This is a genomic window from Roseibaca sp. Y0-43 (genome assembly GCF_020667835.1).
Classification (GTDB): domain Bacteria; phylum Pseudomonadota; class Alphaproteobacteria; order Rhodobacterales; family Rhodobacteraceae; genus Roseinatronobacter.
On sequence record NZ_JAFMPR010000016.1, the window covers coordinates 1 to 26,609 of the forward strand.

At 60.6% G+C, this 26,609-nt stretch carries 34 protein-coding genes; 19 read left to right on the forward strand and 15 right to left on the reverse strand.

The genetic code is table 11. The annotated features are described in order from the left end of the window. Positions 1-89: 89 nt before the first annotated feature. From J1C52_RS14085 to J1C52_RS14105, 5 genes are all read right to left on the reverse strand, one after another. Complete coding sequence (locus J1C52_RS14085) at positions 90-281, reverse strand: hypothetical protein (RefSeq protein ID WP_227428577.1); 192 nt, start codon at positions 279-281, stop codon at positions 90-92. Beyond that, the gene (locus J1C52_RS14090) at positions 274-867 is read right to left on the reverse strand and encodes a DUF6088 family protein (RefSeq protein WP_227428578.1); all 594 of its coding nucleotides are present in this window, start codon (positions 865-867) and stop codon (positions 274-276) included. Before J1C52_RS14090 ends, J1C52_RS14085 begins: the two co-directional genes overlap by 8 nt. A gap of 174 nt (positions 868-1,041) precedes the next feature. Next, the gene (locus tag J1C52_RS14095; protein ID WP_052081800.1) at positions 1,042-1,521 is read right to left on the reverse strand and encodes a hypothetical protein; all 480 of its coding nucleotides are present in this window, start codon (positions 1,519-1,521) and stop codon (positions 1,042-1,044) included. Next, positions 1,518-2,111 carry a recombinase family protein gene (locus J1C52_RS14100; protein WP_052081799.1) on the reverse strand — a complete coding sequence of 198 codons (594 nt, stop codon included), beginning with the start codon at positions 2,109-2,111 and terminating at the stop codon, positions 1,518-1,520. Before J1C52_RS14100 ends, J1C52_RS14095 begins: the two co-directional genes overlap by 4 nt. A gap of 119 nt (positions 2,112-2,230) precedes the next feature. Further along, the gene (locus J1C52_RS14105; protein ID WP_227428579.1) at positions 2,231-5,122 is read right to left on the reverse strand and encodes a Tn3 family transposase; all 2,892 of its coding nucleotides are present in this window, start codon (positions 5,120-5,122) and stop codon (positions 2,231-2,233) included. 134 nt (positions 5,123-5,256) lie between these two features. Between J1C52_RS14105 and J1C52_RS14110 the strand changes: the two genes are divergently transcribed. The 8 genes from J1C52_RS14110 (at position 5,257) to J1C52_RS14145 (ending at position 10,104) form a co-directional block, all read left to right on the forward strand. Continuing rightward, positions 5,257-5,424 carry an NAD(P)H-dependent oxidoreductase gene (locus J1C52_RS14110; RefSeq protein ID WP_227428580.1) on the forward strand — a complete coding sequence of 56 codons (168 nt, stop codon included), beginning with the start codon at positions 5,257-5,259 and terminating at the stop codon, positions 5,422-5,424. A gap of 127 nt (positions 5,425-5,551) precedes the next feature. Beyond that, the gene (locus J1C52_RS14115) at positions 5,552-6,349 is read left to right on the forward strand and encodes a sterol desaturase family protein (RefSeq protein WP_227428581.1); all 798 of its coding nucleotides are present in this window, start codon (positions 5,552-5,554) and stop codon (positions 6,347-6,349) included. Between the two features lie 74 nt (positions 6,350-6,423). Next, positions 6,424-6,795 carry a hypothetical protein gene (locus J1C52_RS14120; protein ID WP_227428582.1) on the forward strand — a complete coding sequence of 124 codons (372 nt, stop codon included), beginning with the start codon at positions 6,424-6,426 and terminating at the stop codon, positions 6,793-6,795. A 67-nt stretch (positions 6,796-6,862) separates the two neighbouring features. Then, complete coding sequence (locus J1C52_RS14125; RefSeq protein WP_227428583.1) at positions 6,863-7,057, forward strand: hypothetical protein; 195 nt, start codon at positions 6,863-6,865, stop codon at positions 7,055-7,057. After that, on the forward strand, positions 7,054-7,359 hold the full coding sequence (locus J1C52_RS14130; protein ID WP_227428584.1) for a DUF6166 domain-containing protein: 306 nt from the start codon (positions 7,054-7,056) through the stop codon (positions 7,357-7,359). Before J1C52_RS14125 ends, J1C52_RS14130 begins: the two co-directional genes overlap by 4 nt. Continuing rightward, complete coding sequence (locus J1C52_RS14135; protein ID WP_227428585.1) at positions 7,356-8,525, forward strand: Zn-dependent alcohol dehydrogenase; 1,170 nt, start codon at positions 7,356-7,358, stop codon at positions 8,523-8,525. Before J1C52_RS14130 ends, J1C52_RS14135 begins: the two co-directional genes overlap by 4 nt. Beyond that, positions 8,522-9,304 carry an alpha/beta fold hydrolase gene (locus J1C52_RS14140; protein ID WP_227428586.1) on the forward strand — a complete coding sequence of 261 codons (783 nt, stop codon included), beginning with the start codon at positions 8,522-8,524 and terminating at the stop codon, positions 9,302-9,304. The genes J1C52_RS14135 and J1C52_RS14140 overlap by 4 nt, the downstream gene beginning before the upstream one ends. Positions 9,305-9,483: 179 nt before the next feature. Further along, positions 9,484-10,104 (forward strand): GntR family transcriptional regulator, encoded by a 621-nt coding sequence (locus J1C52_RS14145; RefSeq protein ID WP_227428587.1) that lies wholly within the window; start codon positions 9,484-9,486, stop codon positions 10,102-10,104. On the opposite strand, the gene J1C52_RS14150 is transcribed toward J1C52_RS14145, so the two are convergent. The 6 genes from J1C52_RS14150 to J1C52_RS14175 form a co-directional block, all read right to left on the reverse strand. Continuing rightward, positions 10,085-11,227: an NAD(P)/FAD-dependent oxidoreductase gene (locus J1C52_RS14150; protein ID WP_227428588.1), complete on the reverse strand. Its 1,143-nt coding sequence runs from the start codon at positions 11,225-11,227 to the stop codon at positions 10,085-10,087. The genes J1C52_RS14145 and J1C52_RS14150 overlap by 20 nt on opposite strands. Beyond that, positions 11,217-12,533, reverse strand: coding sequence for a TRAP transporter large permease (locus tag J1C52_RS14155; protein ID WP_227428589.1), 1,317 nt, complete (start codon positions 12,531-12,533; stop codon positions 11,217-11,219). Before J1C52_RS14155 ends, J1C52_RS14150 begins: the two co-directional genes overlap by 11 nt. A 3-nt stretch (positions 12,534-12,536) precedes the next feature. Then, on the reverse strand, positions 12,537-13,052 hold the full coding sequence (locus J1C52_RS14160) for a TRAP transporter small permease subunit (protein ID WP_227428590.1): 516 nt from the start codon (positions 13,050-13,052) through the stop codon (positions 12,537-12,539). 75 nt (positions 13,053-13,127) lie between these two features. After that, complete coding sequence (dctP, locus tag J1C52_RS14165; RefSeq protein WP_227428591.1) at positions 13,128-14,288, reverse strand: TRAP transporter substrate-binding protein DctP; 1,161 nt, start codon at positions 14,286-14,288, stop codon at positions 13,128-13,130. Between the two features lie 727 nt (positions 14,289-15,015). Continuing rightward, positions 15,016-15,717: an IS6 family transposase gene (locus tag J1C52_RS14170; protein WP_227428592.1), complete on the reverse strand. Its 702-nt coding sequence runs from the start codon at positions 15,715-15,717 to the stop codon at positions 15,016-15,018. Positions 15,718-15,726: 9 nt separating this feature from the next. After that, positions 15,727-16,002 (reverse strand): H-NS family nucleoid-associated regulatory protein, encoded by a 276-nt coding sequence (locus tag J1C52_RS14175; RefSeq protein WP_227428593.1) that lies wholly within the window; start codon positions 16,000-16,002, stop codon positions 15,727-15,729. 424 nt (positions 16,003-16,426) lie between these two features. Here J1C52_RS14175 and J1C52_RS14180 point away from each other — a divergent pair, with 424 nt between their 5' ends. The 11 genes from J1C52_RS14180 (at position 16,427) to J1C52_RS14230 (ending at position 23,809) form a co-directional block, all read left to right on the forward strand. Continuing rightward, positions 16,427-16,831, forward strand: coding sequence for a single-stranded DNA-binding protein (locus J1C52_RS14180; protein WP_227428594.1), 405 nt, complete (start codon positions 16,427-16,429; stop codon positions 16,829-16,831). A gap of 276 nt (positions 16,832-17,107) precedes the next feature. Next, positions 17,108-18,319, forward strand: coding sequence for a hypothetical protein (locus J1C52_RS14185; protein ID WP_227428595.1), 1,212 nt, complete (start codon positions 17,108-17,110; stop codon positions 18,317-18,319). 134 nt (positions 18,320-18,453) lie between these two features. Further along, positions 18,454-19,653, forward strand: coding sequence for a DUF932 domain-containing protein (locus tag J1C52_RS14190; RefSeq protein WP_227428596.1), 1,200 nt, complete (start codon positions 18,454-18,456; stop codon positions 19,651-19,653). Positions 19,654-19,779: 126 nt separating this feature from the next. Then, a complete protein-coding gene (locus tag J1C52_RS14195; RefSeq protein ID WP_227428597.1) occupies positions 19,780-20,220 on the forward strand; it encodes a JAB domain-containing protein in 441 nt (146 codons plus the stop codon). 107 nt (positions 20,221-20,327) lie between these two features. Then, positions 20,328-20,846: a DNA repair protein RadC gene (locus J1C52_RS14200; RefSeq protein ID WP_227428598.1), complete on the forward strand. Its 519-nt coding sequence runs from the start codon at positions 20,328-20,330 to the stop codon at positions 20,844-20,846. Positions 20,847-20,947: 101 nt separating this feature from the next. Further along, positions 20,948-21,439 (forward strand): DUF6878 family protein, encoded by a 492-nt coding sequence (locus J1C52_RS14205; protein WP_227428599.1) that lies wholly within the window; start codon positions 20,948-20,950, stop codon positions 21,437-21,439. Positions 21,440-21,449: 10 nt separating this feature from the next. Further along, entirely contained in the window at positions 21,450-21,827 is a 378-nt protein-coding gene (locus tag J1C52_RS14210; RefSeq protein WP_227428600.1) for a DUF6915 family protein, read from the forward strand. A 1-nt stretch (position 21,828) separates the two neighbouring features. Further along, on the forward strand, positions 21,829-22,026 hold the full coding sequence (locus tag J1C52_RS14215; protein ID WP_227428601.1) for a hypothetical protein: 198 nt from the start codon (positions 21,829-21,831) through the stop codon (positions 22,024-22,026). Between the two features lie 75 nt (positions 22,027-22,101). Continuing rightward, on the forward strand, positions 22,102-22,521 hold the full coding sequence (locus J1C52_RS14220) for a hypothetical protein (RefSeq protein ID WP_227428602.1): 420 nt from the start codon (positions 22,102-22,104) through the stop codon (positions 22,519-22,521). Next, on the forward strand, positions 22,514-23,158 hold the full coding sequence (locus J1C52_RS14225) for an antitoxin of toxin-antitoxin stability system (RefSeq protein ID WP_227428603.1): 645 nt from the start codon (positions 22,514-22,516) through the stop codon (positions 23,156-23,158). The genes J1C52_RS14220 and J1C52_RS14225 overlap by 8 nt, the downstream gene beginning before the upstream one ends. Positions 23,159-23,215: 57 nt before the next feature. Next, on the forward strand, positions 23,216-23,809 hold the full coding sequence (locus J1C52_RS14230; protein WP_227428604.1) for an AbiEi antitoxin N-terminal domain-containing protein: 594 nt from the start codon (positions 23,216-23,218) through the stop codon (positions 23,807-23,809). 84 nt (positions 23,810-23,893) lie between these two features. Here the strand turns inward: J1C52_RS14230 and J1C52_RS14235 are convergent, their stop codons facing one another. The 4 genes from J1C52_RS14235 to J1C52_RS14250 all read right to left on the reverse strand — a co-directional run bounded on the left by J1C52_RS14235 (position 23,894) and on the right by J1C52_RS14250 (position 26,409). Next, on the reverse strand, positions 23,894-24,571 hold the full coding sequence (locus J1C52_RS14235) for a nucleotidyl transferase AbiEii/AbiGii toxin family protein (RefSeq protein ID WP_227428605.1): 678 nt from the start codon (positions 24,569-24,571) through the stop codon (positions 23,894-23,896). Next, positions 24,572-24,835, reverse strand: coding sequence for a hypothetical protein (locus J1C52_RS14240; protein ID WP_125327872.1), 264 nt, complete (start codon positions 24,833-24,835; stop codon positions 24,572-24,574). A gap of 92 nt (positions 24,836-24,927) precedes the next feature. Next, positions 24,928-25,749, reverse strand: coding sequence for a type IV toxin-antitoxin system AbiEi family antitoxin (locus J1C52_RS14245; protein WP_227428606.1), 822 nt, complete (start codon positions 25,747-25,749; stop codon positions 24,928-24,930). A 363-nt stretch (positions 25,750-26,112) separates the two neighbouring features. Then, positions 26,113-26,409, reverse strand: a complete 297-nt coding sequence (locus J1C52_RS14250) for a hypothetical protein (RefSeq protein ID WP_227428607.1) — start codon at positions 26,407-26,409, stop codon at positions 26,113-26,115. Positions 26,410-26,609: the final 200 nt, after the last annotated feature.

The following is a 26,609-nucleotide window of genomic DNA, read 5'->3' on the forward strand; positions in this document are numbered from 1 at the left end:
GGTGCCAGAGAACGAATCACGCTAGATTCAGGCAGGTCAACCCTAAATATGGCCACCTGTCTGGGACTTGGCCCAACTTGTGGGTAACTTCAAGTCGACAGAGAGGTGCCACCCTTGAAGACGAGGTTTGTACCAATGGGCGATCCAAACAGCTGCTGGATCGCCCAGACCACCCAGACGTCCTTTTCGAGGAGATGGGCTGGTCGGCCGAGCCGATCGGCCGCGACACCAAGAGCATCCAGTCGGTCCTTGTCGCTGAGGCGCAGGAATGCCTCAGCCATGGACCATCTCTCCGACCAATCGTGCCAGCCAAGTCGGAAACTGCGGCGCGGCGGACATCAGCTCAGTCTTTGCCGCCTCCGTGAGCTTGGATCGCAGGATTTGCAGGGCCTTGGGAGCCTCATCCGGCCCGAGCCATGCCAGAGCGCGGACAACCTGGCCTGAGGTCTTGCTCCCTAGGGCCAACTGCCAGCGCGGCGCATGACGCAGTTCGACCGCTTGCCGGCCAAGGTTCAGCACACGGCTTCGACCGGAAGTAAGGTAAACCGACTTGACCGGCACCTGTGTCGTGAGGCCCAGAGCGTTTGCCGCAGCAGCACCGCTCGGGACGATCGTCTCGCCCCGCTGCACTGCGAGCGCTTCAATCGCTTGTTCAGCCGACGGACTGCGCGGACCAAAGCGTGTCTGGACCGGGCGCATGTAGATGCCGCGTCCCGCACGGATCAACTCGCCGCGTGCGGCAAGACGCGACAGCGTTTGATCGACCGCCGCGCGCGAGCCGAGGTGCAGGAGCCCCTTCGCTGCCAAGGGCACCCCCTCCGGCAACGTCGTCGCGACATTCATAATGCTCTCGGCCATGCGCTCCATGATCGCTCCTTTGTCAGAAACATACACGGTTTTCTGACAGTTTTCAACCGTGCGCTCTCACCCGAACCGCCGCCCGGCTTCGGTGAAGGTGTACTCGTTGACGATGATCCCCTCCTGGCGTAACAGGCCCGAGCGTGCATATTTGATCGTTTGATGGGACAAAAGGCGTACAAACTATGCGCCTGAACGCTGCAGGTACATGACGACGTTTTCGGCGGGGAACTTGAAGCCTCGGCCATCGGAGACGCGTTCTGCGCTGATCGGATATTTTGGCCTGTTTGGATTGATGGCGACGATGCGGAAGAGTTCATCCTTCGATCGGAAGGTGCGGCCATGATCCTCGGGCTCCAAGCCAAAATGAGGCGCGAGCACCTCGAACAGGGCCTTCTCTGGTGAGTAGATCTCGCCGCTCTCTTGCGGGATGCCGACGCGGAAGCTGATCTCGAAGCTATGGCGCAGATCGATATCCGAGAGATCCCCGCCTTCGACCGTCAGCCCGTGGGTTTCTGCCACGGCGAGGCAGGCCGTCATCATGTCCCGGCGCAGCCGGTCGCAAAGCTCTGGGGTCAGGTTGCGTGGTGGTGGGACCTTGGCCCCTGTTTGCACAGGCACTTTGGGCGCGGAAGGCTGTCGCTTGCGTGGGGGCTTTTTCATGCAGTCCGCCCCTCAATGAGATCATTGCCCGTCAGCATTTCAGCCTTTGCTTTATAGACAGTACCGCGCGAGATCCCCATTTCACGGGCAATTTCCGTTGGAGAGAGGCCTGCACCAAGCTTGGCCTGAATGGTGGCCATGTCGATCTTGGGTGGGCGACCGCGATAGACCCCTTTGCGTTTCGCGGCCTTGATCCCTTCAGCCTGCCGCTCGCGGCGGAGATTGGTTTCAAATTCCGCAAAGACGCCAAGCATGTCAAAGAACGCTTTGCCCGTCGCCGTGGAGGTGTCCACGGGCTGCTCGGTGGCCGCCAGATGCGCGCCCTTTTCTTTCAGCCGCGCAACGATGGTCTGAAGATCCTGCATTGAGCGGGCAAGCCGGTCGATCCGCGTCACCACCAGGGTTTCGCCTGGGTGAATAAAGTCGAGGATGGTTTTCAATTCAGGGCGGCCTTCAAGCGTCGCGCCACTGCGCTGTTCTTGGCGCACCATCCCACATCCTGCGGCTGTCAGCGCCTCAATTTGGGCATCGAGGTTCTGATCGACGGTCGATGTTCGGGCATAGCCGATTTTGGGGCTCGATCTGTTCATTTTGGGTGTGCCTCTGAGATGATGTGTTCATTATATCGAAGCGGACCCAAAGTGAACATAAAAATGGGTGCTTTCGCTGTTCATGCCTTGCGTTATTTTGGGTATACTCATAGTAGCGCTCAAGCCGCGATACGCTCGTAATCGATCCGGGTCTCCAAATCGATATCGTAGCGGCCATAGGGTGTGATGTGCGCATAGATCAACGGCGTCAGGCCGCGATAGTCCTCTGGAGACAGTCGATCCTGCCAATTCGGGTCCGACAGGACCGATTGGACCATGCGCGTGTTCACATAAACCATCGATGCCTGGACCAGTTGCAGCGCCAGGGCGGAGATTTCTTGATCGGCGATCCGGTTCGAGGCAATCTCGCCGCCCTTGCCGAAGAAGACGAAGCCGTTCGCACTGTTCCAGTTCTCGACAACGTTCAGGCCTTCGTGGATTTCCCGGCGAAGGGCTTCTGATCGCAGATAGCGGCACAGGAAGATCGTCTTGATGGCACGACCCAGTTCAGCCAGTGCCTTGTAGGTCGGGTGCATCACGTCGGTCCGGGCAAACCGGCGCAGGATCGCTTCGGGGTCGGCGGTGCCGTACTGCATGGCGGCGGCGTATTTGACCATCTCGTCGTATTGCCGCTCGATCTCGGCCCAATCGACTACGTTCGACAAGATCGGCGCCAGATGCGGCAAGTGCGTCCGCATGCCCGCGGCGGGAAGGACCAGCTTTTGGCGGGCAATCGCCTTCAGGCGCGGCGCCAATTCGAACCCGAGCAGATGGCAGAAGGCAAAACCGACAGCAGTCTGACCATGGCTATCGACGTACTGGCGCTGGATTTCCATGTCGGTGCAGTGCCGGAGCACCCCCTCGATCATCGCCGCCACCTCCGAGGACGAACACCTCTTGAGCTGCGAATAGATACAGGTCGCCTGACGCTCGACATGCCAGTAGATCATCACCCCGCGCCCACCGTAGCGCGCGTGCCATTCAGTCATCAGGTTACGGTCCCAGGCACCGAACTTGGTGGAATCCGAACCGCAAGCCGTGCCCGCCGCGCCCCAGATCGCGGGATTGCGGACCCTCAGTGTCGCATCAGCCACGCGCGCCGCAGCGGCACGCAGCGCGTTTGCGTCGATATAGCGGCGGTGGATGTGGAGCAGTTCGTCATAACTAATGTCACCGACACCGGCGGCGACGCGTTTGATCCCGGCATTGGTCCCCGCAGCATAGAGCGCCAGCAGTAACCGCCGGTCCCGGTCTGCGTGGGCCAAGGCTTCGCGGCTGGCGGACGTCTCGAAGCAATCCAGAAACCCCGTGTCCAATGCCGTTTCCTTCAGGACATCGAGCAGGCCGGTCATCGGCCAGACGCGTTCGACCTCGCGCTTGAGAGCTCCTAGCCCCGGTGGTTCCGGCACCGGGGCAAAGGGCGTTACTCTGATCCGGTTTTCCCCGAATGTTCGCAACCGGACCTGTTCGTTTTCCGGCAGGGTTCGGTTCAGAAGGTGGAGTTCGCGCGTCAGCTCATCGCGCACCTGCGAGACAAACGCTCCGGCATCCTGGGTGAGGCCAAGGCCCTGATAATATATGTGTCTTTGCGCCTCGAAATCGGTCGGCAAGTCATTGTCCGGGTTGCGGTAGCGGTCAGCGCCATCGACCCAGATTTCCTTCGCGCGCACCCTCTCACGTAACTGTGCCAATACGCAGAGCTCGAAGGTAATCACGTTCAGACGGCCGGATGCATCGATGACGGCCTCGCGCCATTTGGCGGGAATGGAACCCTGAGGAGCCAGATCGACAGGCACGACCCGTCGTCCATCCTGTTGCCACCGCTCGATCAAATCGAGTGCATCCAGGATCGGGCGCCAGCTTGCGTTGTTCGATCGAAACTGCAGCGCGGCAAGAAGCTTTGGTACCATCCGACGGTAGTGGCTGGCGTAGGAGCCGCGCATCGCCGTTTGAATTCGCCGGTCCAGCGTGCCCTTGGCGCCGTCTTCTTCAATCACGGCCTTCAGCTTGGCCACGCTCGCGACAGGATAAATGACCTCAAGCACCCGGCCCTCGGGTTCATCCACCGCTGCAATAGCCATATCGACCAGCAGGCGCTCCTTGCCATGGACCCGCTCGATATCCCGCGCAATCGCCCCCACTACCCGGCGGCGCGACCGTGTCTGCATCCGGTGGATGATCTCAAGCAGCAGGTCGATCAGCGCGTCGATCATTTCGCCACGGCGATGCATGAGATTGAGCGCAAAGAGACCCAGCCGACGCGTGTCGCCATGGCGGCGCATCTCGGCCGCGGTCTCACCATCGACGCGGCGGGACAGTCGCTGGACCAGGACGGGGTCGACATCTTCCATGATCTGGAATGGTAAATCGAGCGCATTCACGAATGCCAATCGCATTGTCGCCGCCAGGATGTTTTCCAAAGTGGCGGCACCCGCATCCGCTTTCAAACTCAGAAACCCCGTTGCGCATTTGGGGCCGGCCAGGCTGGCCTCCAGTTTCCGGCAGGCCTCACCGGACAAGCTGTCTGCAATCCTCTTGAGCAGGTGTTCAACGGCATCATGCCGAGCACCGCGGACAAGCCGCTCCATGATCTTGTCCGACGGAACGAAGAACCCCTGCGCGCGGCTTTTGCGATACCCAAGTTCGACCTGATCCTCAATCTTCCCGAAGGATCCCCGAAACACGAAAGCCAGTTCATTCCGCAACGCTTGCCGATCTCGATCAGCGGCACGTCGAATATCCAAATACCTCAAGATTGCTGCCCGGTGCCTGCGCGCCGTCACATGACCGCACTCGAAATCCCGCGCTTCCGGCGCGGCGATCCCCAGCTGCGCGGCAAGGTAACGCAAGACATCGGCCTGGACATCGCCCGACCGAGACGGAAATCGCGCCCGCGCTCGGAAGAAGCTCAGCTGAAACGCAAACCAGACCCGGCCGGAACGATTGATCCCCTCGATCAATCCGATGTCATCAAAGGATAGGCTCCAAACCTCGACAAAAGACCGTTCCAACCCGTCATCCCCCAAACAACGCCAGAAACAGCCTCCCGTCTTCAAGCTGTCCGGTCAACAGACAGTTCGTTCATGTTATATTCTCTAAAATGTCCATATATGCACGCTCGGGCCTGTTGGGCCTGAAAGGGTGGATGGACCGGGTATTCGTCAACGGCGGGCTCTACACCAGCAGAATGCGCTATGACGCGGGCCATTTCCGGGGGCGCCGAGCGCTCATCTCCGTCACGACCGGGGCGCCTCGCGCAGCCTTTAGTTCGCGCGACCTCGACGCTTTGCTTTCTGTCGTTCTGCGTCGCTAAATAACTGATTCCGCAAGCGGTGATGCCATCAGCATATATTCCGATGTATCTGGCTGAAATGGAACTATTGACTAAAACATATCGATGATATATCAGAGGCAAATAAATGGCATATTGGAGGCTGACCATGGAACTTCAAAATACGAACATGAGCGAACGCCAGCGCCAGTACCGGGCCAACTACCGGCAGCGCGTGGCAGGGTGGTACAACGGATTTCTGCACATCGTGATCATCTACACGATCGGCTTGACCGCGCTCTACATCTACACCGCGAACCTCAATCAGGTGACGCCGATGGAGTGGTTGACCGTTCCTGTGGTGTTCCTGTTTTGCAATTTTTTCGAGTGGTGGCTGCACCGGTATGTGATGCACCGTCCATCGAAAAACCCGATCGCACGCGCGGTCTACAACCGTCACACGCTGCAACACCATCAGTTCTTCACCGAAATCGAAATGCGGTTCGCCGATCATAAGGATTATCGCGTGACCTTCTTCCCGCCCTATGCGCTGGCGGCCTTCACGCTACTGTCGATTCCGGGTGCGATCGTGATGGGATGGTTGTTCACACCGAATGTGGGCTGGCTTTTCATCGCAACGACAACCTCGATCTACATGATCTATGAGTTCATGCATTTCTGCTGCCACGTCGAAGATAACTGGTTCGTGCGCAATATGCCCTTCATCAACACCAATCGCCGCCACCACACAGCGCACCACGACCAATCCTTGATGATGGAGCGCAACATGAACCTGACGTTCCCGATAATGGACTGGCTATTCGGCACGTCTGACCTGAACCGTGGCCTGATCGGGCATTTATTCAACGGCTACGATACGTCACATGTCCGCAAGGATATGCGCAAAGTGTCCCGCACGCCGGTTCGCGGCAAAAGCGAGCCGACGCACGCAACGCCCGCCGAATAAGCGGACCTTCGTCCGGTCCTGACACCGGGGCCGGACGGCACCACGATACTTCAGAGAAAAGGACGCGAGAAACCATGGCCAATATCGAACCGAATATCACCGCTGCATTTATTTTTGCGCTTTTCGCCTGCGTGACCAGCCTTGCCGCTATCGTGCTGACCGGGGTTTTCCCGTTGTCGACCCGGCCGGAACTGAAACGTCCGCTTGGTTTTGCGCTGGTCGCGGCGAACTGTGTCCTGTTGATTGCAGTCGTCTATCTGACCTTGGGCTTCGGCCTCGCGGAACTGCGCTGGACCAGTGTCGTTATAATTACCGGTTTCGCCCTGCTCTTCATGCCTGGCCTGTTCAACGTCTGGCCGAGCCGCTGGCGTGACGGCGCCCTTGGCCTGACCATTGTCACCGCCAGCCTGGGCGGTTCAGCCTGGGCGTTGGCCGGAATGGCCTGAAGCAACCCCAGCACCCGGCGGGTCCGCAGTGGGCCCGCGCAACCCTTGTCTAGAAAAGGAGGCTAACATGCCCGTCATGATCAAGATCGCGCTGTCCACTCTGGTTGCGCTCGCTGCCATCGGGGGATGGTTCTACATGGGACATCTGGGACAGACCGGACCGCAATGGGTCATTGTCTTTCTCGGACCATTCAGCGTTTTCTCGCTCTGGATCTTCCCCGAAGTGATGCGCTCGAAAGCAGACGGCAGGGGGAAATCATGAAGACCTATCTCGGAGACCGAACAATCGACGGAGTGATCGTGACCGTAAACGGTGCCGAACTGCCGGACTACGCCGACGTCTGCCAATTCACCAGTGCCGGATTTGAGTGGAGTTATGAGGGGGCGGCGGCCACGCAACTGGCTTTCGCGCTAATCTACGATGTGACCGGCGACGCCGCGCTTGCAAAGCGTCTCTCTGAACCTTTCATGCGGGACGTGACGGCGAATTTCGGCAATGACTGGGAAATGACCGAAAGCGACGTGCGCGCCGCCATGGACCAGGTTCAGTCGGAGAAAACATGATGGCGCCGCTGGACGAACCGACGACAGCGCCCGGCATGACGATCGGCGGAGCGTCAAAGACGTTTCGGGCTGCGGTTTTGCGCGCGCCGGGCGAGGCGATGACCATCGAGGAGGTCGAAGCCGGACCGCTTGGTCCACGCGACGTGATGGTCAAGATACGGGCCGCCGGTCTGTGTCATACCGATCTGGAGGTGATAGAGGGCTCGCTGCAGTTAGGCATGCCGGCTGTTCTGGGACATGAAGCGGCTGGCGTTGTCGCCGCCATCGGGTCCGAAGCAAGGGGCGTCGCAGTCGGGGATCACGTGATCCTGTCGTGGAACCCCAAATGCGGCGATTGTTTCTATTGCGACCAGAGCCTGCCGATCCTCTGCGAGACCTATCTGGAAAACGGCCCGGCGGGCTTTGCTTTTGACGGCATACCACGGGCACGGCTCGCTGGCAGCGAGACATTGCACCAGTTGATGTACCTTGGCGCTTTTGCGGAATACTGCGTGGTCGAGGATCAGCAGGCAATCCCCGTGCCCAAGGCAATGCCATTCGACCGGGCGGCTCTGATTGGCTGCGGGGTTATGACCGGCGTTGGGGCCGCACTGAACGTTGCCGATATCCGACCCGGTAGCACAGCGATGGTGATCGGTTGTGGCGCAGTGGGCCTTGCAGCCGTGCAGGGTGCGGTAATTGCAGGTGCGCAGAACGTGATCGCGGTCGACCTGAATGAGAAACGGCTCGACGCAGCATGTAATATGGGTGCCACGCACCGGGTCAGCCCCAAGCATAGCAGCGTTGAGGAACTCGCGCGGTCGTTGACCAATGGTCGCGGCGCGGATGTCGTCATGGAAAGCGCGGGGAATGAACCGGCCTTTCGCCTGAGCGTCGAAGCCGTGCGCCCTGGTGGCGAAGTAATTTGGCTCGGCAAGACCGATGTCGACAAGGACGTGGCGTTTCGCTGGGGCGCGCTTATGCAGGAAAAACGCATCCGGCGATCGAGTTACGGCAATACGCGGCCCCGCCGGGATTTCCCGATGTTGTGCCAGAAGTATCTGGACGCGCAGTTGGACCTAGACGGCCTGATCACCGATCGGATCACGCTGGAGCAGATCAACGAAGGGTTCGAGGCGCTGCGTCGGGGCGAGGCGATCCGTAGCGTCATCGAATTCGAGGCATGAGCGGCACGCGTATCGAGCAGATCGAGACGTCGGACGGCCCCCTCGAACTGGCGGTCGCGGGAAAGGCGACTGCCGCTCGGCCTACTCTGGTTCTGGTGCACGGTATTCAGGGAACACGCTCAGTCTGGGATTCGGTCATGCTTGAGCTGTCGCGAGACTGGCGTGTAGTCGGACCGAACCTGCGCGGTCGTGGCCGATCTTTCGTAGCGGGCGATCCCGGCTGCTACAGCATGGAGCATTTTGCCGAAGATCTTGCCTCCGTCCTGGATGCGATCAAGGGCAAAGTCGTGCTTGTCGGCTGGAGCATGGGCGGGCTGGTGGCACTGGACTTCGTGCAGCGGCGCGGGCTTGATCGGATCGCGGGGCTTGCGCTGGTCAGCACGAGCGCTTGCCTGAAAGCAGAGGGTTTGGAGCCGGCGATCTGGTTCCGGGGCGGGACTCCTGAGGCGCTGACCGCAGAGGCACGGGAACGGGCGTTGCGGCTGAAGCTGACAGACACTGCAGAAGACATGGCGGTTGCCGGCGCGTGGCTGAGTGCTTCGCAAGTCGATTATCGCGCTGTCCTCAGCCGGATCGATGTGCCGACGCTGGTCTTGCACGGTCTCGATGACACGGAATGCCCGCCGGACCACGGCAGGGCACTGGCAGCAGCGATCACCACGGCGCGGCTGGATTTGTTGCCCGGGTGCGGTCATGTGCCGATGGCCGAGAAGCCGGAAGCCTTTGCACAGACACTTGCCGCCTTCGCGGTGGGTTGCGAGGCGGCCTCTTTGTCTTGAGCCACTGCGGCGTGCACGTCCCTTGCCTCACCGCCCGAACCGCCCTACTTTCGGATATTGAAGAAATATCAGCCGCAAACCGGCGCGGAGCAGGTCAGGACAGGTAGAATATGGGCAAAGACGCAGCAAAGGTTTTGGACAAAGGCCAAGCCCCGGCGCGCCGAGTGGATGAGATGACAATGACTGACCGCGCCTACGAGATGATCGAGTCGCGGATCGTGGCGCTGGACCTGGAACCGGGGCTAGTGCTTTCTGAATCGCAACTGGTCGATGAACTGGGCATCGGGCGGACCCCGGTGCGCGAGGCGTTGCAGCGCTTGGGTGCCGAGGGGCTGGTCGTGGTGATGCCGCGACGGGGTGTCATGGTGTCCGAGATCAACATTGCAAAGCAGTTGCAGTTGCTGGAGTTGCGGCGCGAGGTGGAGCGGCTTTGTGCGCGCAAAGCTGCACTGCGCGCCACCGATGCCGAGCGCAAAGAGTTCGCAGAACTGGCCGACAAGCTCGCCGCCTCCGCCGAAGCGCGGGATTACGATGCTTTCATGCAGCTTGACCTGGCGTTCAATCGATCCGTTCTGAGCGCCTGCCGGAATGAATTCATCGAACGCTCCATGCGACGCATGCAGGGTCTGTCGCGCCGGTTCTGGTTCCAGAACTACCGCGTGGCCCTCGACCTCGAACGTTGCGCCAACCTACACGCCTCTGTCGCGCGAAAGATTGCCGAGGGCGACGAGACCGGCGCTGGTGAAGCGTCCGACAAGCTGATCGACTATATCTACGAATTCACCCGCTCGACCCTCTGACCCACGGCGCGCCTAGTAGACGACGGTATTTTCCAACGAACAGGTCTTTGCCTTTGAGCACGCGTGTCAGCACGTCCCCGAAGCCGCGCATCGTACCGACCCGGGTCAACGGGCCGGGCAGGGGCAGGTGGCTGGCCCCGAGGCGCGGACCGGTGGGTACCAGCATGGGGGCGTCGCGCCAGGGGCGGTAGGGTGGCAGCGTGTCGATCCGACGTCCACGCGCCGCCGAGCGCAAGGTTTTCGAAAGAAATGGGTTTTGGCGCAGCGTTGCGACGATGGTCATGGCATCGTCCGTCGCGACGATGTCACCACCGACAAACAGGCCGGGCAGGATGCCGGGGCAAGGGCGCAACCATTCGTCAACAATGACACGGCCGGCGGCATTGATGCGTACCTCGGGCAGGTTGGTCAGAATATTGGTTCGGGGCTGCGCACCCAGAGCGGGAAGAACGAGGTCCGCCGCAATCTCGCGACCGTCGGAAAGGATCAGTGGGCCGTTTCGCACGTTCGCACCCGGAGAGAAATCCGGCGCGCTGCAATTGGTGATAACTTCTACTCCCAGACGATGCAGCCTCTGCATCAGTGCTCGTCCTAGCCGCTCGTCATGGAGGGGTATCGGATGCGCGGCGGCTGCGATCAGTGTGACTTTGGTACGAGGCCGTGCCGCCGCGATCTCGCCGGCCAGTTCCGTACCCACCGGACCAGCGCCGACGATTGCGATGTGGCCAGCGGATGCTATGCGGACCGATAGTGCCCGGTGGGCGTTGAGAAATGTGTCGATATCTTCCGCCGAGGATTTGAAGGGCAGGCTGTATGAAGAACCCGTAGCCACAAGGGTAAAGTCGCTTGCCACCTCATAGCCGTCGGATAGGATCGCTCCCTCCGCGTGCAAGGATGCTGCGCGCCCGCGTATCAATCTACCCCGGCTCAAGAGCCGATCATATGGGATTGTTGCAGTCTGTAGAAGGCCCGGTTCCACCAATGCGCGGATCATGGCAGGGGCATGGAGAAAGGCGGGCTTAGGCTCGACCAGGGTGACGTCCATCACCCGGTCGAGCCGCCGTGCCACATCACAGCCGACGTATCCGCCGCCTACGATCAGAAGCGTCGGCCTAGAAGCCAAGGATTTTCTCTGGCAGCCAGAGCACCATCTGCGGGAAAGCCATTACCAGCGCCAACGTGAATAATTGCAGGATGATGAAGGGTACGACCCCCTTGAACATGTCGGGCATAGTGATCTCCGGCGGTGCGATGCCGCGCAAGTAGAAGATGGCGGGGGCCATCGGCGGCGACAAGTAGCTCGTTTGTATCACGATCAGGAACAGAATGCAGAACCAGACCGGATCAAACCCGAGCTGGGTCACCACAGGGATGAATACCGGCAGGAAGATCAGCAAGATAGAGATCCATTCCAGCGCGAAGCCGGCAATGAATACGATCAGAAGGAACACCGCCAGCGCCGCCCAGGGGCTCAGATCCGCAGCTGCGATCAACTCGGTTGTGACGCGCGTGCCGCCGGCACCGACAAAGACGCCGGAAAACATCGAGCCCGCAAGCAGGATCATCAAGATCATCGAGGTGACCTTGACCGTGTTGAGCAGTGCATGACGAAGAGTGTCCCAAGTCAGCGTGCGGTAGATCGCCGCGAGAACTACAGACCCGAACGCGCCCATTGCGGCCGCTTCCGTGGGCGACGCAAGACCCAACATGATTGAACCCAGCACGGCGAATATCATGAGTGCCGCAGGCAGAAAGGCCGTGAGCGTGACCCAGAGACGCTCGCTCAGCGTCGGCAGGTACTCGTCTTCGGAAATGATCGAGCCGTCTTGTGGGCGGAGATAGCAGCGGCCCATGATGTAGACGATATACAGCAATGCCATGGTAAGGCCCGGAAAGATCATCCCGATGAAAAGGTTGCCCACCGACACGTCTGCAATCGGCCCCATGATGATCACCACGACCGAAGGCGGAATGATCGTGCCCAGCGATCCACCAGCGCAGATCGTGCCCGAAATGAGGCCCTTGTTGTAGTTGTGCTTCATCATGACGGGTATAGCCAGAAGCCCCACCACGGTCTCCGTCGCGCCGATCACGCCGGTAGAGGCGGCGAAGATGACGCACATGATGATAGTGCCGACACCCAGACCGCCCGGCAGGCGGCGCGTCCAGATATGGACGGCGTCAAACAGACGCTCTGCAATGCCGGATTTCTCCAGCATCGTGCCCATGAAGACAAACAGCGGTACGGCGGCAAGAACGAAGTTGCCCGCGACCTCGTCGATCTTGTCGATAAACTGGTAAATAACGGAGTCACCGAATGCGATGTAGCCGAAGATCGTGGCCACCCCCATCAGCGAAAAGGCAATCGGAAAACCGGTCAGCAAAATCAGCAGAAGGACCGGGAACATCCAGAGTGCGAGATATTCCATGGCTCAGTCCTCCCCTGTCCCTGATGTGAAAAGTGTCTGGAGGCAGCCGAGCATTTCGGCAATCACTTGCAGGACCATGGCCGCGAAGGCGGTGAAGAACACAAGGTGATAGGGCCAGACAACGGGGTTCCAGGCGCTCTCGCCAGAGCGTTCACCCCATTCGTAGGCCTCGACCGTGTAGTGGTAGAGCGCGAAGGTCAGCCAGATGCCAATGGGCAGGAACAGAAGCAGGTATCCGGTCAGGTCAAGCGTGGCCTTGAGGCGCGGCGAGAAATGGGTCGCCAGGACATCAATCCGAACGTGCTGACCGTCACGCAGGGTATAGGCGGACCCCAGCAGGAAGGAGGCGCCCATTGCCATATAGCCGATCTCGTAGGCCCAGATGGTAGGCTGGTTGAAGACGTAGCGCGAAATCACCTCGTAGACCGAGGCCAAGATAAGGGGAACAAGAATCAGGGCCGCGAAATAGCCCAGAACTGCACTGACCCCTCCGATGAAGTGGCGGGTGGATGTATTCATTTCATGGGTTCCTTCGGGCGGCGCCGCAGCCCCCGCCCTTGCATGGGCAGAGGCTGAGTCAGTCCTATCGGGAGGTCAGTTGGACGAGTGGTCCTGCGGCGGCAGCGCCATCTTGCGATAGCTGTCGGCCTCGGACCATTTTCCCTCGAATTCGCGCTGCGAACTTAGCACGCGGTTGAACCACTCGTTGCCTTCGGCCTGACGGTCGGCCCATTGCATGCCAAGGCGCTTGGCGGCGACTTTGACCTCGTCTTCGAGGACGATGATCTCGTTGCCGTTTTCGCGGTAGAATTCAAGCGCTTTGGCGTCTTCGTTGCCGATTCGCATCCAGCTTTCAAAAGTCACCAGCTCGGCGGCCAGTTGTACCATTTCCTTATCGTGATCCGACAGCGCCGCCCAAGCGTCGTCGTTGATGACAAGTTCATAGGGCGCTACGGGCTGGTGCACACCGGGAACCACCACGTATTTGGCAATCTGGTAGAAGCCGGGAGAAACATTTTCGTACAGCGAGCCCCATTCGGTGGCGTCGATCGTGCCGCGTTCGAGCGAAGTGTAGACTTCTCCGCCGGCCATCGTAACAGGCGAAGCGCCTAGTTCGTTGGAAATTTCAAGCCACGCACCGGCCGTGCGCATCTTCAAACCCTGTAAGTCTTCCAGCGTCGACACAGGTTTCTTCGAGTGCAGGAAAACCTCGGCCGGGCGCATGAAAAGGGGGAAGGACACAAGGCCGAAACGGTCCTGGCGGAACTCTGTCCAAAGCTCCTTGCCGCCGCCATCGTATAGCCAGTGCAGCATGCGTTCACTGTCCATCGAACCGGCAAAACCGCCAAAGAGAACCGTGGTCTTGTCCTTGCCCCAGTCGTAGCCCATCCAGGTGTGGCCAACCTCTGCGACGCCGCGTTTGACCGTGGTCGACACGTCGAGCGCCTTGCCCAACGTGCCAGCGGGAAAGACTTCTATCTCGACGCGGCCTTCGGTCATTTGCGACACGCGCTCGGCAAAAGCCTCGGCGCCCAGTTCCATGAGCGGGCCACCGGTGATGGTCGTGGCCATTTTCCATTCATGTTCGGCGGCCATCAAGGCGCCGCCGAGCGGCGCGCCGATCATGCACGCCGCGAGCGCAGCGGTCGCGAGGCTTTTCTTAAAGTGTAACAATGGATTTCCTCCCTGGTTGGGTTTTGCAGACTTTGCCCCGCTTCCATCGCTGTCAGAGCGCGTAACGACAAAGGCAGACACCTGCCCTCTCGGGGAAGCCTGCGTCAGATAGTCCTATTCTACTTTTGATAAATATTCAATATGTTAGTAATATATTATAACGAGGATTCTTTAACGGGTTGAAAAAATTACTCTTTACACCGGATTTGATGATGTGCGGCAGATGAAAATTGCAGGAATCAACGACCGTGCAACCCGCTGATGCAAGGGAGTCACTGATTGCGCGAGGAGGCTGCCGGCACCTGAATGAATGCCTGCAGAGGGGGAAGCGCGTGGCACGTCATTGCTCCATAAGCGAGTCCGACAAGTCTATGCGAGCGACACCTAACCCGATTTCGTTCATCTGGCTGGCAAGTGTTCGCCCAACCGCTGATCCGCCCGGAATTTTTGCGCGGGCCGTATACGCGCCGCTCACGGGATTGCGCCTGAAGAACGACAGGGCACAGACACCGGAGGTGATGATCGATTGCCGGCAGCTGCTGCCTTCGCTCTAATAGTTGGAAATCCGTTTTCCTCAGCCTGAGGTTTGCTGCCATCGCACCCTTGCAGTACACATCTGCGAAAGATCCGGCCCCTGGTTCATGTCGGCGGGCTTTGGCGTGGTGGAGAAGAATGTGCTGAGCCTGAGAGACATGGAGTTCTTGACCGCTCTTTCGCGTCGCAAGCATTTTACTCGCGCGGCGGAGGAGTGCGGCGGGTGTTGTCACGTTAACTCGCTACGTTTGGAAGTTGACATTGCGGCCTTCGATCATGCGAGTTTTGCTGCGGATTTCCACGCGTCGAATGCTTCGAGTCGGTGATAACGGATGTTGAGAGCAAAACGGCGGCGGGCTGGGACGGAGAAACGATTTCGGATTGCGGACTGCATGGACACGAAGCGTTGTAGTGTCCCCGGCGATCGGAAGCCCTGCATCGCACGCTCGCGTTTTCGGAAGGGCAAGTGGCTGTTCTCGGCGCGGTTATTGAGCCCCTTGTGTGACAAATGATCAAGGCCAGGTACGACCTCGCGCTTGGCGGCCCCGTATGAGCGCAGTTTGTCCGTGATGATCCTTTTGGGCACGAAACCCCAGCGTTTCATAAGCTTGACCAAAAGCCGCTTTGCGGCGCGCTTATCTCGCCTCGATTGAAGGATTTCCTCAAGAACGACGCCATGTTGGTCGACTGCGCGCCAGAGCCAGTATGACCGGCCCGCGATCTTCACGACGACTTCGTCCAGATGCCAGACATCGCCGGGGCGCGGCTGCCGTCTCCGTAGAGCATGGGTGATCACGGGGCCGAACTTGACGGTCCAGCGCCGGATCGTTTCATACGAAACGTCCACGCCACGTTCCAGCATCATTTCCTCGACCTCGCGCAAGCTCAAGTTGAACCGGGCGTAGAGCCAGACAACATGAGTAATGATCTGGGACGGAAACCGGTGGCGCTTGTATTTGATTTTCAATGTCTGCATCGACACCGCCTACACCCAGATCAATGAACCAGCAATGTGCAGGGCGTTAACGTGACAACACCCCTCAGGGTGCTGGTATTTCGGAGCGGCTGGGGTGCGCTTGGGCTTGCTATCTGTCCCGACCAGTTCCGTCAGAGAGTAGCCCATTTCTCTGGCCACAGCTTCGACCTTGGTGCGGGCTTCCGCCTTCTGTCGAGCCTCAAAGGTGGAGATCGCCTTGGCGATGTCCTTCTGCATTTTCTTCAGCTCGGGAAGCGACAACGCCTCGAGATCGTAATCAGCCATGCTATGCCTCGTGTCCTGAATGTTCCGGTATCGATAGCCCGCCGCGGCACGGTCCCGCAACTCCCGTCGGCAGGTGGCAGGTGAAGAGGGTTGGTTGATCCATAGTCTTTGCCGCCACAGGGGTGCTGGGCTTGGGTTCAGGCTGCCCCGATTGGCCGGATGACAGGGTCTGGCATGGGCTCCCCGCGCATCTCTGTCTCCTGGGCCATCCCTTCGACTGACAATCCCCTAATCCCGTTCGGGCTCTCGCGCGCAACCCCGCGTCAGTCCGGGCCGTGTTGCCCCTTTGTGGCTGCCCGCACCACCCCGGTCCTCTGGGGGTTTCCGGCGTCCGTTCTGTCCACCGTGCACGCGTCACCCGACGGGCTTTTTCAGGGTCTTGTCGAAGGGACGGTCCCGAAGACAGGAAACACAGGAGCTAATCATGCAAAACATCGTCATCCTCGCCGGCAACATCGGCCAAAAACCCGAAGCCCGCACCACCCAAGGCGGCACCAACATCACCAACTTCAGCCTCGCTACCTCACGCCCCCGCCTCTCGGAAGGTCGCGTCCTGCGCGACGAGAACGGCTACCGGGTCATGGACACCGAATGGCACCGCATCACCTGCTTTAACGGTCTCGGCAAGTCGGTCGCCGAGCATTGCGAAAAGGGCATGAAGGTCCTCGTCCACGGCCGCATCCACTACAGCAAGTGGATCGACAGCATGGGGAACGACCGCTACGGCTGCGAGATCATTGCCGAGAAGGTCGACTTCCTGAGCCGCCCGAAGTCGGCCGAGAACGAAAACCCCGAGCTGGTCGACCGCGACGACGAGATCCCGTTCTGAGGAACGGGGGCTCCCCCTCGGGCCCGGCGGGGCAACCTGCCGGGTTCGCGGGATTGCAGCGAGGCGGCTTAGAGCACAAAGTGCCCTCGCCGGGACGGATCCACGTTGCACGCGCATTCGTTCGCTTTGCAGCCTTCCACCAAGCATTATGCTTGGTGGAAGGCTGCAAAGCCTCGATACGTGTTTCGAGGCTGATAGAAACTGTGGAAGGGGACTTCCGAAATGAGCATTATTGATGCAATTTACGGCAACTAGTATTGGAATTTTGGTGCCAAATTGACCGGACACAATCATTACCCTTGGTGCACATGTGGGTGGTGCGTTGGCGGCGGTAACCGAAACGGTGGAGGTGCCTCCGTCGCGCCCGAAATAAAGACACTTCGGCCGATCTATTCCGAGTATGAAAAGCGCCATGCGACGCAGACGCTGAAAGGCTACGGCGCAACAAGCTACTCTCGCTGCTTCGTCAATCCCAATGCATCCTGCCCCGTCTGCGGTCAGCCCGTCTATTTTTATTCCAATGAACACGGTAGCCGCGTCTTCTTTGATGAACTTGGAAAACCCTGGGCGAAGCACCCTTGCACCGACAACGGGCGCCCCGCCTCTGGCTCTGTGCGTGCTCGCCCCTCCAGCCGACCAGTTGCTGAAATCAAAGAAATTCTTGGTGCCGAGCAAAAAATCGACCAGAGGATACTACCTGTAGGTCGGCAAGCCAGAAAAAAATCGTGGAAGCTTGCAGTGGTGGTTGAAGTCCATTTTGCAGACTTCCTGATGGAAGTTCAGGTTGAAGACCTTTCAAGTGAAAATCATCAGAGACATCGTTTCTTCATTTACTGTGATCAGCCGCTTCTATCTGAAGGCGACCTCGTCAGTCGCCGTGGAGAGACGTTCTCTTTTCTGCATCCATTGTCACTTGAAGACATCGAGGTTGCCAACGGTGACCGGATAATGGACTTCGAGGCGCTGGAGAAGGATCTTGACCCAAGTGTTATTCCCAATGAGGTTTCAGAACTTATGCCATCCGAGAGGAGGCACTTTGGGTTAGGAAGCGGCCGAACGGCCAACATGTCAGGAACATTGCGTTCTGTCCTCGAAGATTTCGCCAGAAAGGGGATAGTGGGGCCCAAACTTGTTTCCCACTATTTGAATGAAACAGGCCGTGTGACTGCTGATGGTTCGCATTGGACTCCTCGCCTTGCTTTTTTTCTGATTGCGTTATCTGGCGTCTCCCAAGAGAATCCAGTTAGGCAAAAGAAACGAACCTCAGGTAGCAAACCTCAAAAGGCTCGGAAGCCGCAACCACATGCACGCGCCAAGAAGCGCCCACGTTCATCAGGAACCCTGTCTGGCAATTCGGTTTCGCAATCAGCCAATAAAATTAGCAAGCTACGTTCCGAACCCGAAGCTCAGCTCTCCACCGATGTAGATGAGTGGGCACGTATGCTCTCAAGGCTTGGGCGGGTTTCCAGAAAAGACGACGACGGTTGATGATTACCCGAAACTACGATTGCCCGCATTTCCGCCTTCTAAGAATCTTTCGAGAGTAAGAGGAGTGCCGGTTTCCCGGTGACGGGTTGAAGGCTGGGAGAGTGGCTCCCGGCGCCTGTCACGGGAGATAGCCGATGGGCGTTGTAGAAGTTCTGGATCCGGTACAGCCGGCGCGGGCTGGTGGCTGGAAAGTGGATGTGAGCCGGGGTGAACGGAACGGGCGGGTGTCGTCCGAGTGGTTCAACCGGCCGGATGACGAGCGGTATCTGTCGCTCGACGATCTCTGGGCCAATGTGAAAGGCCGGTCGGAGCGCAGCCGCAGCCGTGTGGTGCAGACGGCGGATATCCAGGTCGAGGCCGCGCGCGACAACCCCGAGCGGTTGCATCTGATGCTGCCGAAAGCCGAGGCGCCTGTCGCGCCAACGCATTGGGCGTTCGGCCAGCTTGCCAGCATCGTCGGCGCGCCGGCGTCCTACCTGCGCCAGTTGCCCGCGCCGTTGGCGGGGATCAACCTGCAATATGGTCTGACCAACCACCGCGCCGAGCAGGTGAAGACTTTTGAGACCGAAGATGGCCGCACGGAACTGCGCGCCGTGACCGGCCCCGATTACGGCCGCATCCACGATTTCGAGCTGGTCGAGGCGGTGCAGCGCATCGCGGGCAATGGCACCGGCGACACGCGCTGGAAAGTGCCGGGCGTGCTGGATTGGTCGACCGGCGTCTATAACCCCGATGTCGAAATCAGCCGCGACACGACCACGCTCTATGCCTCGGACCGCGATGTCTTCCTGTTTCTTGTCGATGATCGCAACCCGATCGAGGCGGGCAAGTTGGCGGACGGCTCTCCCGACCTCTACTTCCGGGGCTTTTACTGCTGGAATTCGGAGGTGGGCGCCAAGACCCTCGGCATGGCGAGCTTCTACCTGCGGGCAGTGTGCCAGAACCGCAACCTCTGGGGCGTCGAGGATTTTCAGGAGATCCGGATCCGGCATTCGAAATACGCCGCCTCCCGCTTTGCCCATGAGGCGGCCCCGGCGCTGACGCGTTTCGCCAATTCCTCGCCGCAGGGGTTTGTGAACGGCATCAAGGCCGCGCGGCAGCAGATCGTGGCGCGCAGCGATGATGATCGCGCGGATTTCCTGCGCAAGCGGGGCTTCTCGAAGGCGGAGTCCGGCAAGATCATCGAGAAAGTGCTGATGGAAGAAGGCCGCCCGCCCGAGAGTATCTTCGACTTCGTGCAGGGCATCACGCGGCTTGCGCGCGACAAGACCCAGCAGGACGCCCGCCTCGATATGGAGGGGCGCGCGAAGAAGCTGCTCGACCGGGTCGGCTGATAGAGCGCTCAAGCAGCGATCGCCCGACACCGGGGCGGTCGCTGCAGCTATTTCTCAACATGCACGCCGTTGGCTTTGCCCCGAAAGGGCAGGGGGCTTCGGTGTGCGCATTTCAGCGAGACGCCCATGACCCCCCAGGAAGAAACTATCGTCCTCGAGGCCCGCGACATCCTCGGTCGCTACCTCAGTCAGAACCCGGTCATCGGCAGCTGGCAGGCGCTGATGGACTATTGCGCGCTCACCGTCCGCGGCCCGATCGAGCGGTTCCACGTGCTCTATCTCGACCGCAAGAACCGCATCATCTCCGATGAGCTTCTCTCGACCGGGACGGTCGATCACGTCCCGGTCTATCCGCGAGAGGTGATCAAGCGAGCGCTGATGCTGAATGCCAGCGCCCTGATCCTGATCCACAACCACCCTTCGGGCGATCCGACGCCGTCCGAGGCCGATCTGAGCATGACCAAGGAGATCCAGAAGGGCTGCAAGTACCTCGGCCTGACGCTGCACGATCACATCATCGTCGGCGCCGGAACGGAACTTAGCCTGCGTGCTCTGGGCAGGCTCTGAGGGCCCATCGGACCCATCACCGCTGCCCCTTCGAGGAAGAGGGCGGCGGTTTGGTCTTTGACGGTGAAGCGGGGAGAGAGGCTTCCCGCGCCGTCGGAGATCTCCCCATGTTCGACCTGCCTTTGCCCATCCACCCGACCGCCTACGCGCGGGGCGTCCTACAGCATTTTCCCTCGGGCGACACCGATCCCAGTCATCCCTTCGCCTTGACCCTGTCGCGCCGCGCGCCGGCCGACCTCATGTCGGGCCGGGCCACTCCCCTGATCCTCGCCCGTTTCGCAACGCTGGCGGACGCCATGCAAGGCGCGATTGACCATGCCGAGGGGATCGCCCCGGGTGCCGCCCCCCAGCTTATGGCGATCCTCGATCGCGACGAGCGGCTTGTTCTGGCTGGTGCCGCCAGCGACCACGCCGTCGCCTGGTGCCACCCGGTAACGAGCGCGGCCGAGGCGCGGGGCGTCGTGACCGAGGCAAGCCAGCTGCGCGCGCAGGCCGGCCGCGCGTCCGTCTGGGGCGAGTCCGATCTGGCGGCTCAGTTGCGCCACCGCGCCGATCTTCTGGATGCCCGGCTCGTCGACCCGCTCTGGCGCGCCTTCGCCGCCCGAGCGCTGCAGGTCGCGGCGTGAGGCCCGAGAGGCAGAGGGGGGCAGGGGGGATTTGGAGCTTGTCCGGGGGAGAGAGATCGCCCGGCCCGGCTCCGATCCCTTTCCTGTACCGGAGACACACGATGACCCCGACTGAACCCACCCTCGCGCCGCCGATGGTGCCCTCGACCGTCGACATGACGCAGATCTTTGCGGCGCATGCCGCGCGCGCCGCCCGGATCGAAGCGCTGCGCCCTGGCAACAAGGATCGGCTCTTCGACGGCCTCATGGCCGCCGGCATCACCCATGTCACCGTCACCTTCGACGGGGCCGGCGACAGCGGCCAGATCGAAAGCATCGGCGCATGGTCCGGCGAGATGGCCGTCGAGTTCCCCGCGACCGAGATCGACTACGCGGCGCTCACCTGGGACGACCCCGAGGTCGAGATGCGGCAGCTCTCGCTGGAAGATGTCGTCGAGCAGCTTGCCTACGACTTCCTCTCCGACACCCATGGCGGCTGGGAGAACAACGACGGGGCTTACGGCGAATTCTGCTTCGACGCTGCGGCCCGTTGCATCCATCTCGAGTTCAACGAGCGGTTCACGTCGTCGGAACTCTACACGCATGATTTCTGAGGGGGCGGCGATGGCACATCCCTATCACCACGCCCTGTCCTCGGTGAAGAAATGGGGCGGCACGGTCGAGGATTTCATCGGCGTGCATGCCTGGTTCGACCAGAGCAAGGAGATCACAGCCGACTTTCGGCACCGGGCGCTGCGTCACCATGCGGAGGGCATATTCATGGCCGAGACGATCTTCGGGCCGACCCTCACGCTCTCGACCGGGCGGATCATCCCGACCCGCTGGATCGGCGAGCAGCATGTGAAGGAAGACCTCGGCTTCATCCCGAGTTTTGCCGACTGGGTGAAGGCCATCCGGCCAGAGCCGTGGATGGGCCGGGCCGAGCGGATCGAGGCGCAGGTCGATCCGCATCTCGCCTCGCCCGTGGTCGAGGTCAGTTGAGATGACCGATCCGGCCTATCAGCGCCTCGGCCTTCCTGTGACGGCTTCGCCCTTCGCCGTCCTGCGCGCGGCGGTCCGGGCGCTGCACCCCGACACGCGCGCCGTGCGCGGCTTCCGGGCAGCGCGCAAGCGCTTCTATCGGCAGATGCTCTGCGCGCATGCTGCGCGACAGGCGGCGGGCGACACGCCAACTGACTGATCGCCCCCAGACACCCCTTCATCCCAATCCAGCGCCCGGCCTCTTGGCCGGGTTTTCCCCATTCTGGAGGTCCCCATGGCGGATTATTTCACCCATTTCTCATGCCTGCTCGACGTTGGCACCCCCGACAAGGCCGCCCGCGCGCTCGCACTGTTCCAGGAGCTGCGCGCTGCGGATCAGGACGCCGATGACCCGGAGGTCGCGGGCCTCACACTCGTGCGCCAGGATGCGCCCGAGGGCAGCACCCTCTGGATCCATGACGACGACCACGGCGATGTAGAAGCCGTCATCCGCTTCGTGCTGCGCCTGGCGGAAGAGCTCGACCTCATCGGCCTTTGGGGCTTCCAGTATGCCCTGACCTGCTCCCGGCCGCGCCTCGACGCCTTCGGCGGCGGCGCGCAAGTCATCGATCTCGGTGCCCGCAAATCCGTCGGCTGGACCAGCACGCAAGAATGGCTGGCCGCCGCGCTGAACGGGGAGGACGCCGATGCCTGAAGTGATCTGCACCACCGTCTACCAGTTCCCCGAACTCTCGGATGCCGCCAAGGAAAAGGTGCGCAGCTGGTATCGCGAACTCGGCCCCCATGACGATTGGTGGGACGCGGTCTATGAGGATTTCGAGCGGGTCTGCGAGATCCTCGGCATCCGCCTGAAGACCACGCCCGTCCGCCTGATGGGCGGTGGCACGCGGGCCAAGCCCTGCATCTGGTTATCCGGGTTCTGGAGCCAAGGCGACGGGGCTTGCTTCGAAGGCTACTGGTCCCACGCCAAGGGCGCGGCCGCGCGCATCCGGGACTACGCCCCGACCGACGCGACGCTCCATGGCATCGCTGACCGGCTGCAGGCCATCCAGCGACGGAACTTCTACCAACTCGCCGCCGAGGTCAGCCATCGTGGTCGCTACTACCACGAATACACCATGTCGGTGGACTTCACGCGCGACAGCCCGACCTGGCAGCCGCCGACCGAGGACGCCGAGGAGATCGTGACCGAGGCGCTGCGTGATTTGGCCCGCTGGCTCTACCGCCAGCTTGAGGCTGAATACGACCACCTCACCTCGGACGAGGCCATCGAGGAGGGGATCATCGTCAACGAGTACACCTTCACAGAAGCCGGGCGTCGCTTCGGGTAAGGGCGCACGCTTGAAAACTGTCAGACAATCGCGTATGTTTCTGACAAAGGAGCGATCATGGAGCGCATGGCCGAGAGCATTATGAATGTCGCAACGACGTTGCCGGAGGGGGTACCCTTGGCAGCGAAGGGGCTTTTGCATCTCGGCTCGCGCGCGGCGGTTGATCAGACGCTGTCGCGTCTGGCTGCGCGCGGCGAGTTGATCCGTGCGGGACGCGGCATCTACATGCGTCCGGTCCAGACACGCTTTGGGCCGCGTAGTCCGTCTGCTGAACAGGCGATCGAAGCTCTGGCTGTGCAGCGGGGCGAGACGATCGTGCCGAGCGGTGCTACCGCCGCAAACGCTCTGGGCCTGACCACGCAGTTGCCGGTCAAGTCGGTTTACCTCACCTCGGGGCGAAGCCGTGTGCTGAACCTTGGCCGGCAGGCAGTCGAACTGCGACATGCGCCGCGCTGGCAGTTGGCCCTTGGCAACAAGACCTCGGGCCAGGCCGTCCGTGCGCTGGCATGGCTCGGACCGGATGAGGCTCCCAAGGCTCTGCAAATCCTGCGATCCAAGCTCACGGAGACGGCAAAGACTGAACTGATGTCCGCCGCGCCGCAGTTCCCGACTTGGCTGGCACGATTGGTTGGAGAGATAGTCCATGGCTGAGGCATTCCTGCGTCTCAGCACTGCCGACCGGCTGGATGATCTTGGTGTCGCTGCCGATCTGGTTGGCCAGCCGTCTGCGACCGGTCAGCCTGCTCGCGCGATCGCTTCGACCAGGACTGCCTTCGTTACTCCCTGCGCATGGCCCTGAAGAATCTGAAATCCCTCTGACACCAACAACTTGCCTGTGACGGCATCAACCAGCGCAGGATTCATTTTCTCGGCGACGGCGAGCGCTCCCCGGGAAGCATCAGGAAATCTGGAGCAGGCTTCAACGACGTAGTCGGTGCCCAGTGCATGGGCGACGGCGGCGATGTCGAACATGTCCCGGGGCTGGAGGTGTGAACCGCGGAAGACTACCTTCTTGGCCAGGATTTCGGCTGGCGTCTCGAGTTTGACGCGTCGTCCGCGGATATCGGAAATGACATACGGTTCTTGGGTTACTGGGTCGCAGCAGATGAAGTCGATCTCGCCGACGCCATTGAACACAATCTTCAAGGCGCGCGTGCCATCGGTTTCATAGTCGCTCGGTGCGAGTGCGAGATTGTATCCTTGCGTCTCAGGGTTCAAATACGGGAGGTACTGGGCATCGTCGATGAAGAGGTCGATGTCGTGGCTTTCGCGATGCTTGATCTGGAGCATGAGAGCCGTTCCGCCCCCAAAGCTCCAGTTGGACATGCCGATACCCTGACCGTTGGCTTGGTCAACGATCGCCATAGCCACATCAAAAAGCTCGGGCCAGCGGCTTGGCTGCGGGACGTTCATTCAGATCGCGAGCGGGAGCTTGTATCCGGCGAGCTCGGAGAATTTCTTTGCGACCACGATGACTGCGTCCTTGCTGACACCCATCTCGTCGATAAACGACTGCTGCAGTTTGGGGGACACTTCGGACAGGAAGGCGAACACGCTGCAATCGAAGGCATCGACGCTCTTGCTGTCGGCGATCTTTTCGGCCAGCTGGGTAGCCGTCACCTGCACGCCGTAGGGCGCGCTGACTGTCGACATCACTTTCGCTGCGACCGAGGCCATTGCATCATCTCTGTGAGGTAACTTGTCACGTAATGTAGTCGATGGGCCTCAACAAAGCAATAATGCCCCGCTTCACCTGGACTTCATAGGTCTCACGCGCCACTGTCGGCCTCCGGTTTCACGAAATCTTCCGGCACCATGATCCGATAACGCGGGTGGATCTTGCCGCCTTGAACCAAGGCTCGGTCGCCGCTGCCGAGGTCGAATGCTTGCGGGTCGATCCGTTTGCGCCAGGGATGATCGCGGCGGTCAGCGAAAACGAAGAACAGGCGCTTGACCTTGATCTTGCGGCAGGCCTGCAGGAGGTCGGACAGCAGTCTTGGGCGCAGGGTCGTCAGGCTCTCGAAGACCATGTCGAGCGTGTGGAAGCCTTCATGGTCGGGCAACTCGTCCATGGCCTCCAGGATGGCGCGCTCCGGCGTCGACATCGTGAGACCCCAGTCCCATGGCTGGCCGGTCGTTTTGCCCTCGATCACGCCCAGTTTCGGGTCGGCAAACAAGGATCGGGGGCGGGTTCTGATCTGGGCATCCATCGGCAGTTTCGTCAGCCAACTGGGGATACTGTCCCCATAGACCCAGACTGGAGCGCTGTCGCCGAGGCGCAGGTAATGGGCATGCCCCTGTTCGCCGAGCGCCGTGGTGCCGCCGACATGCAGGTCATGACCCATGATATGCTGCGTGGACAGGATGCAGGTCTTCCAGTCGATGCTGTTCGACGTCAGGGGGGCTGCGGTGCTGGGGAGGGGGCGGCGGAAGACGCCTCGGGTGATGCGCTCGAGCCAGCCGCGCTTCACGTAGTCACGGAAGCTCTCGTAGGCGATGCCTTGGGAGACGAGCCATGCGGCATCGACCAGATACCCGGCGGGCACTGCATCGAGCAATTTCTTCAGATTCTGTGATCTTGCGGCGTCCATGATGCCTAAAGTGACAGATTTTCAAAGAGGCGGCTACTGGTTTCTTTGATGAGGATACTTTTCCAGTGTTATTGACGCTCCAATATCACCATTTCCAAAGAGCTGAGGGACTTGCCCCACGTGGAGGAAGATCTGAAGACGCTGGGTCGAGAGACGGCAACGACTTGCGGTGGTTGCCGAAGGTCGCAGCGGTGTATTTCTCGGCGTGCCGTCGGGACCAGACCTTAGTCCTTCAGACAGGAGCTTGACCGAGGCTGATGTCCCTAAGCGCACCTGCCAATCTACAGGTTGGCAACTACGCTCGGTTTGCCAAGCCACGGTATGGCAAAAGCTCCGAAAGGCCGGGGCCCGCTGACGCCGTCCTCACTTGTTCCCATCGATCCACTTCGACATCAGGCCTTTGTCGCTGAAGCATTCCTCTGGAACAGCGCGCCGTTTGATGCGCGCGAGCTTCTCCGCGAAGGCCACCTGCTTTGATGTCGGCAACCGATCCATGTCGGAGACTGGTTTCAGCTTGGCCTGCGCCTCGATCCAGGCGCTGAGCGACCGGCGGTCCTGCTGAACTTCCCAAGGCAGGAGGGTCTGGTTGCGCAGGGCGAGTGACCGCGCATAGGCGATCTGCTTCGGTGTCGCGGGCAGGGTGTATGTGGTGCTGTCCATCGGGAAACTCCCTTTCTAGCTTGGCCCTCAATTTAGAACATAACAGGAACAAAATCAAGCCAAGCGAACGGAACGCACCGGTTCGAGAGGGAGAGAGGGGTCGGGTGTTGATTGCCACTGAGATTTGACCCGGCAACAGCAGAAATTGTCATTGAGAATTGACCCATGTGCAACCTTGGCCCGGCTTGAATCAGCTGGGG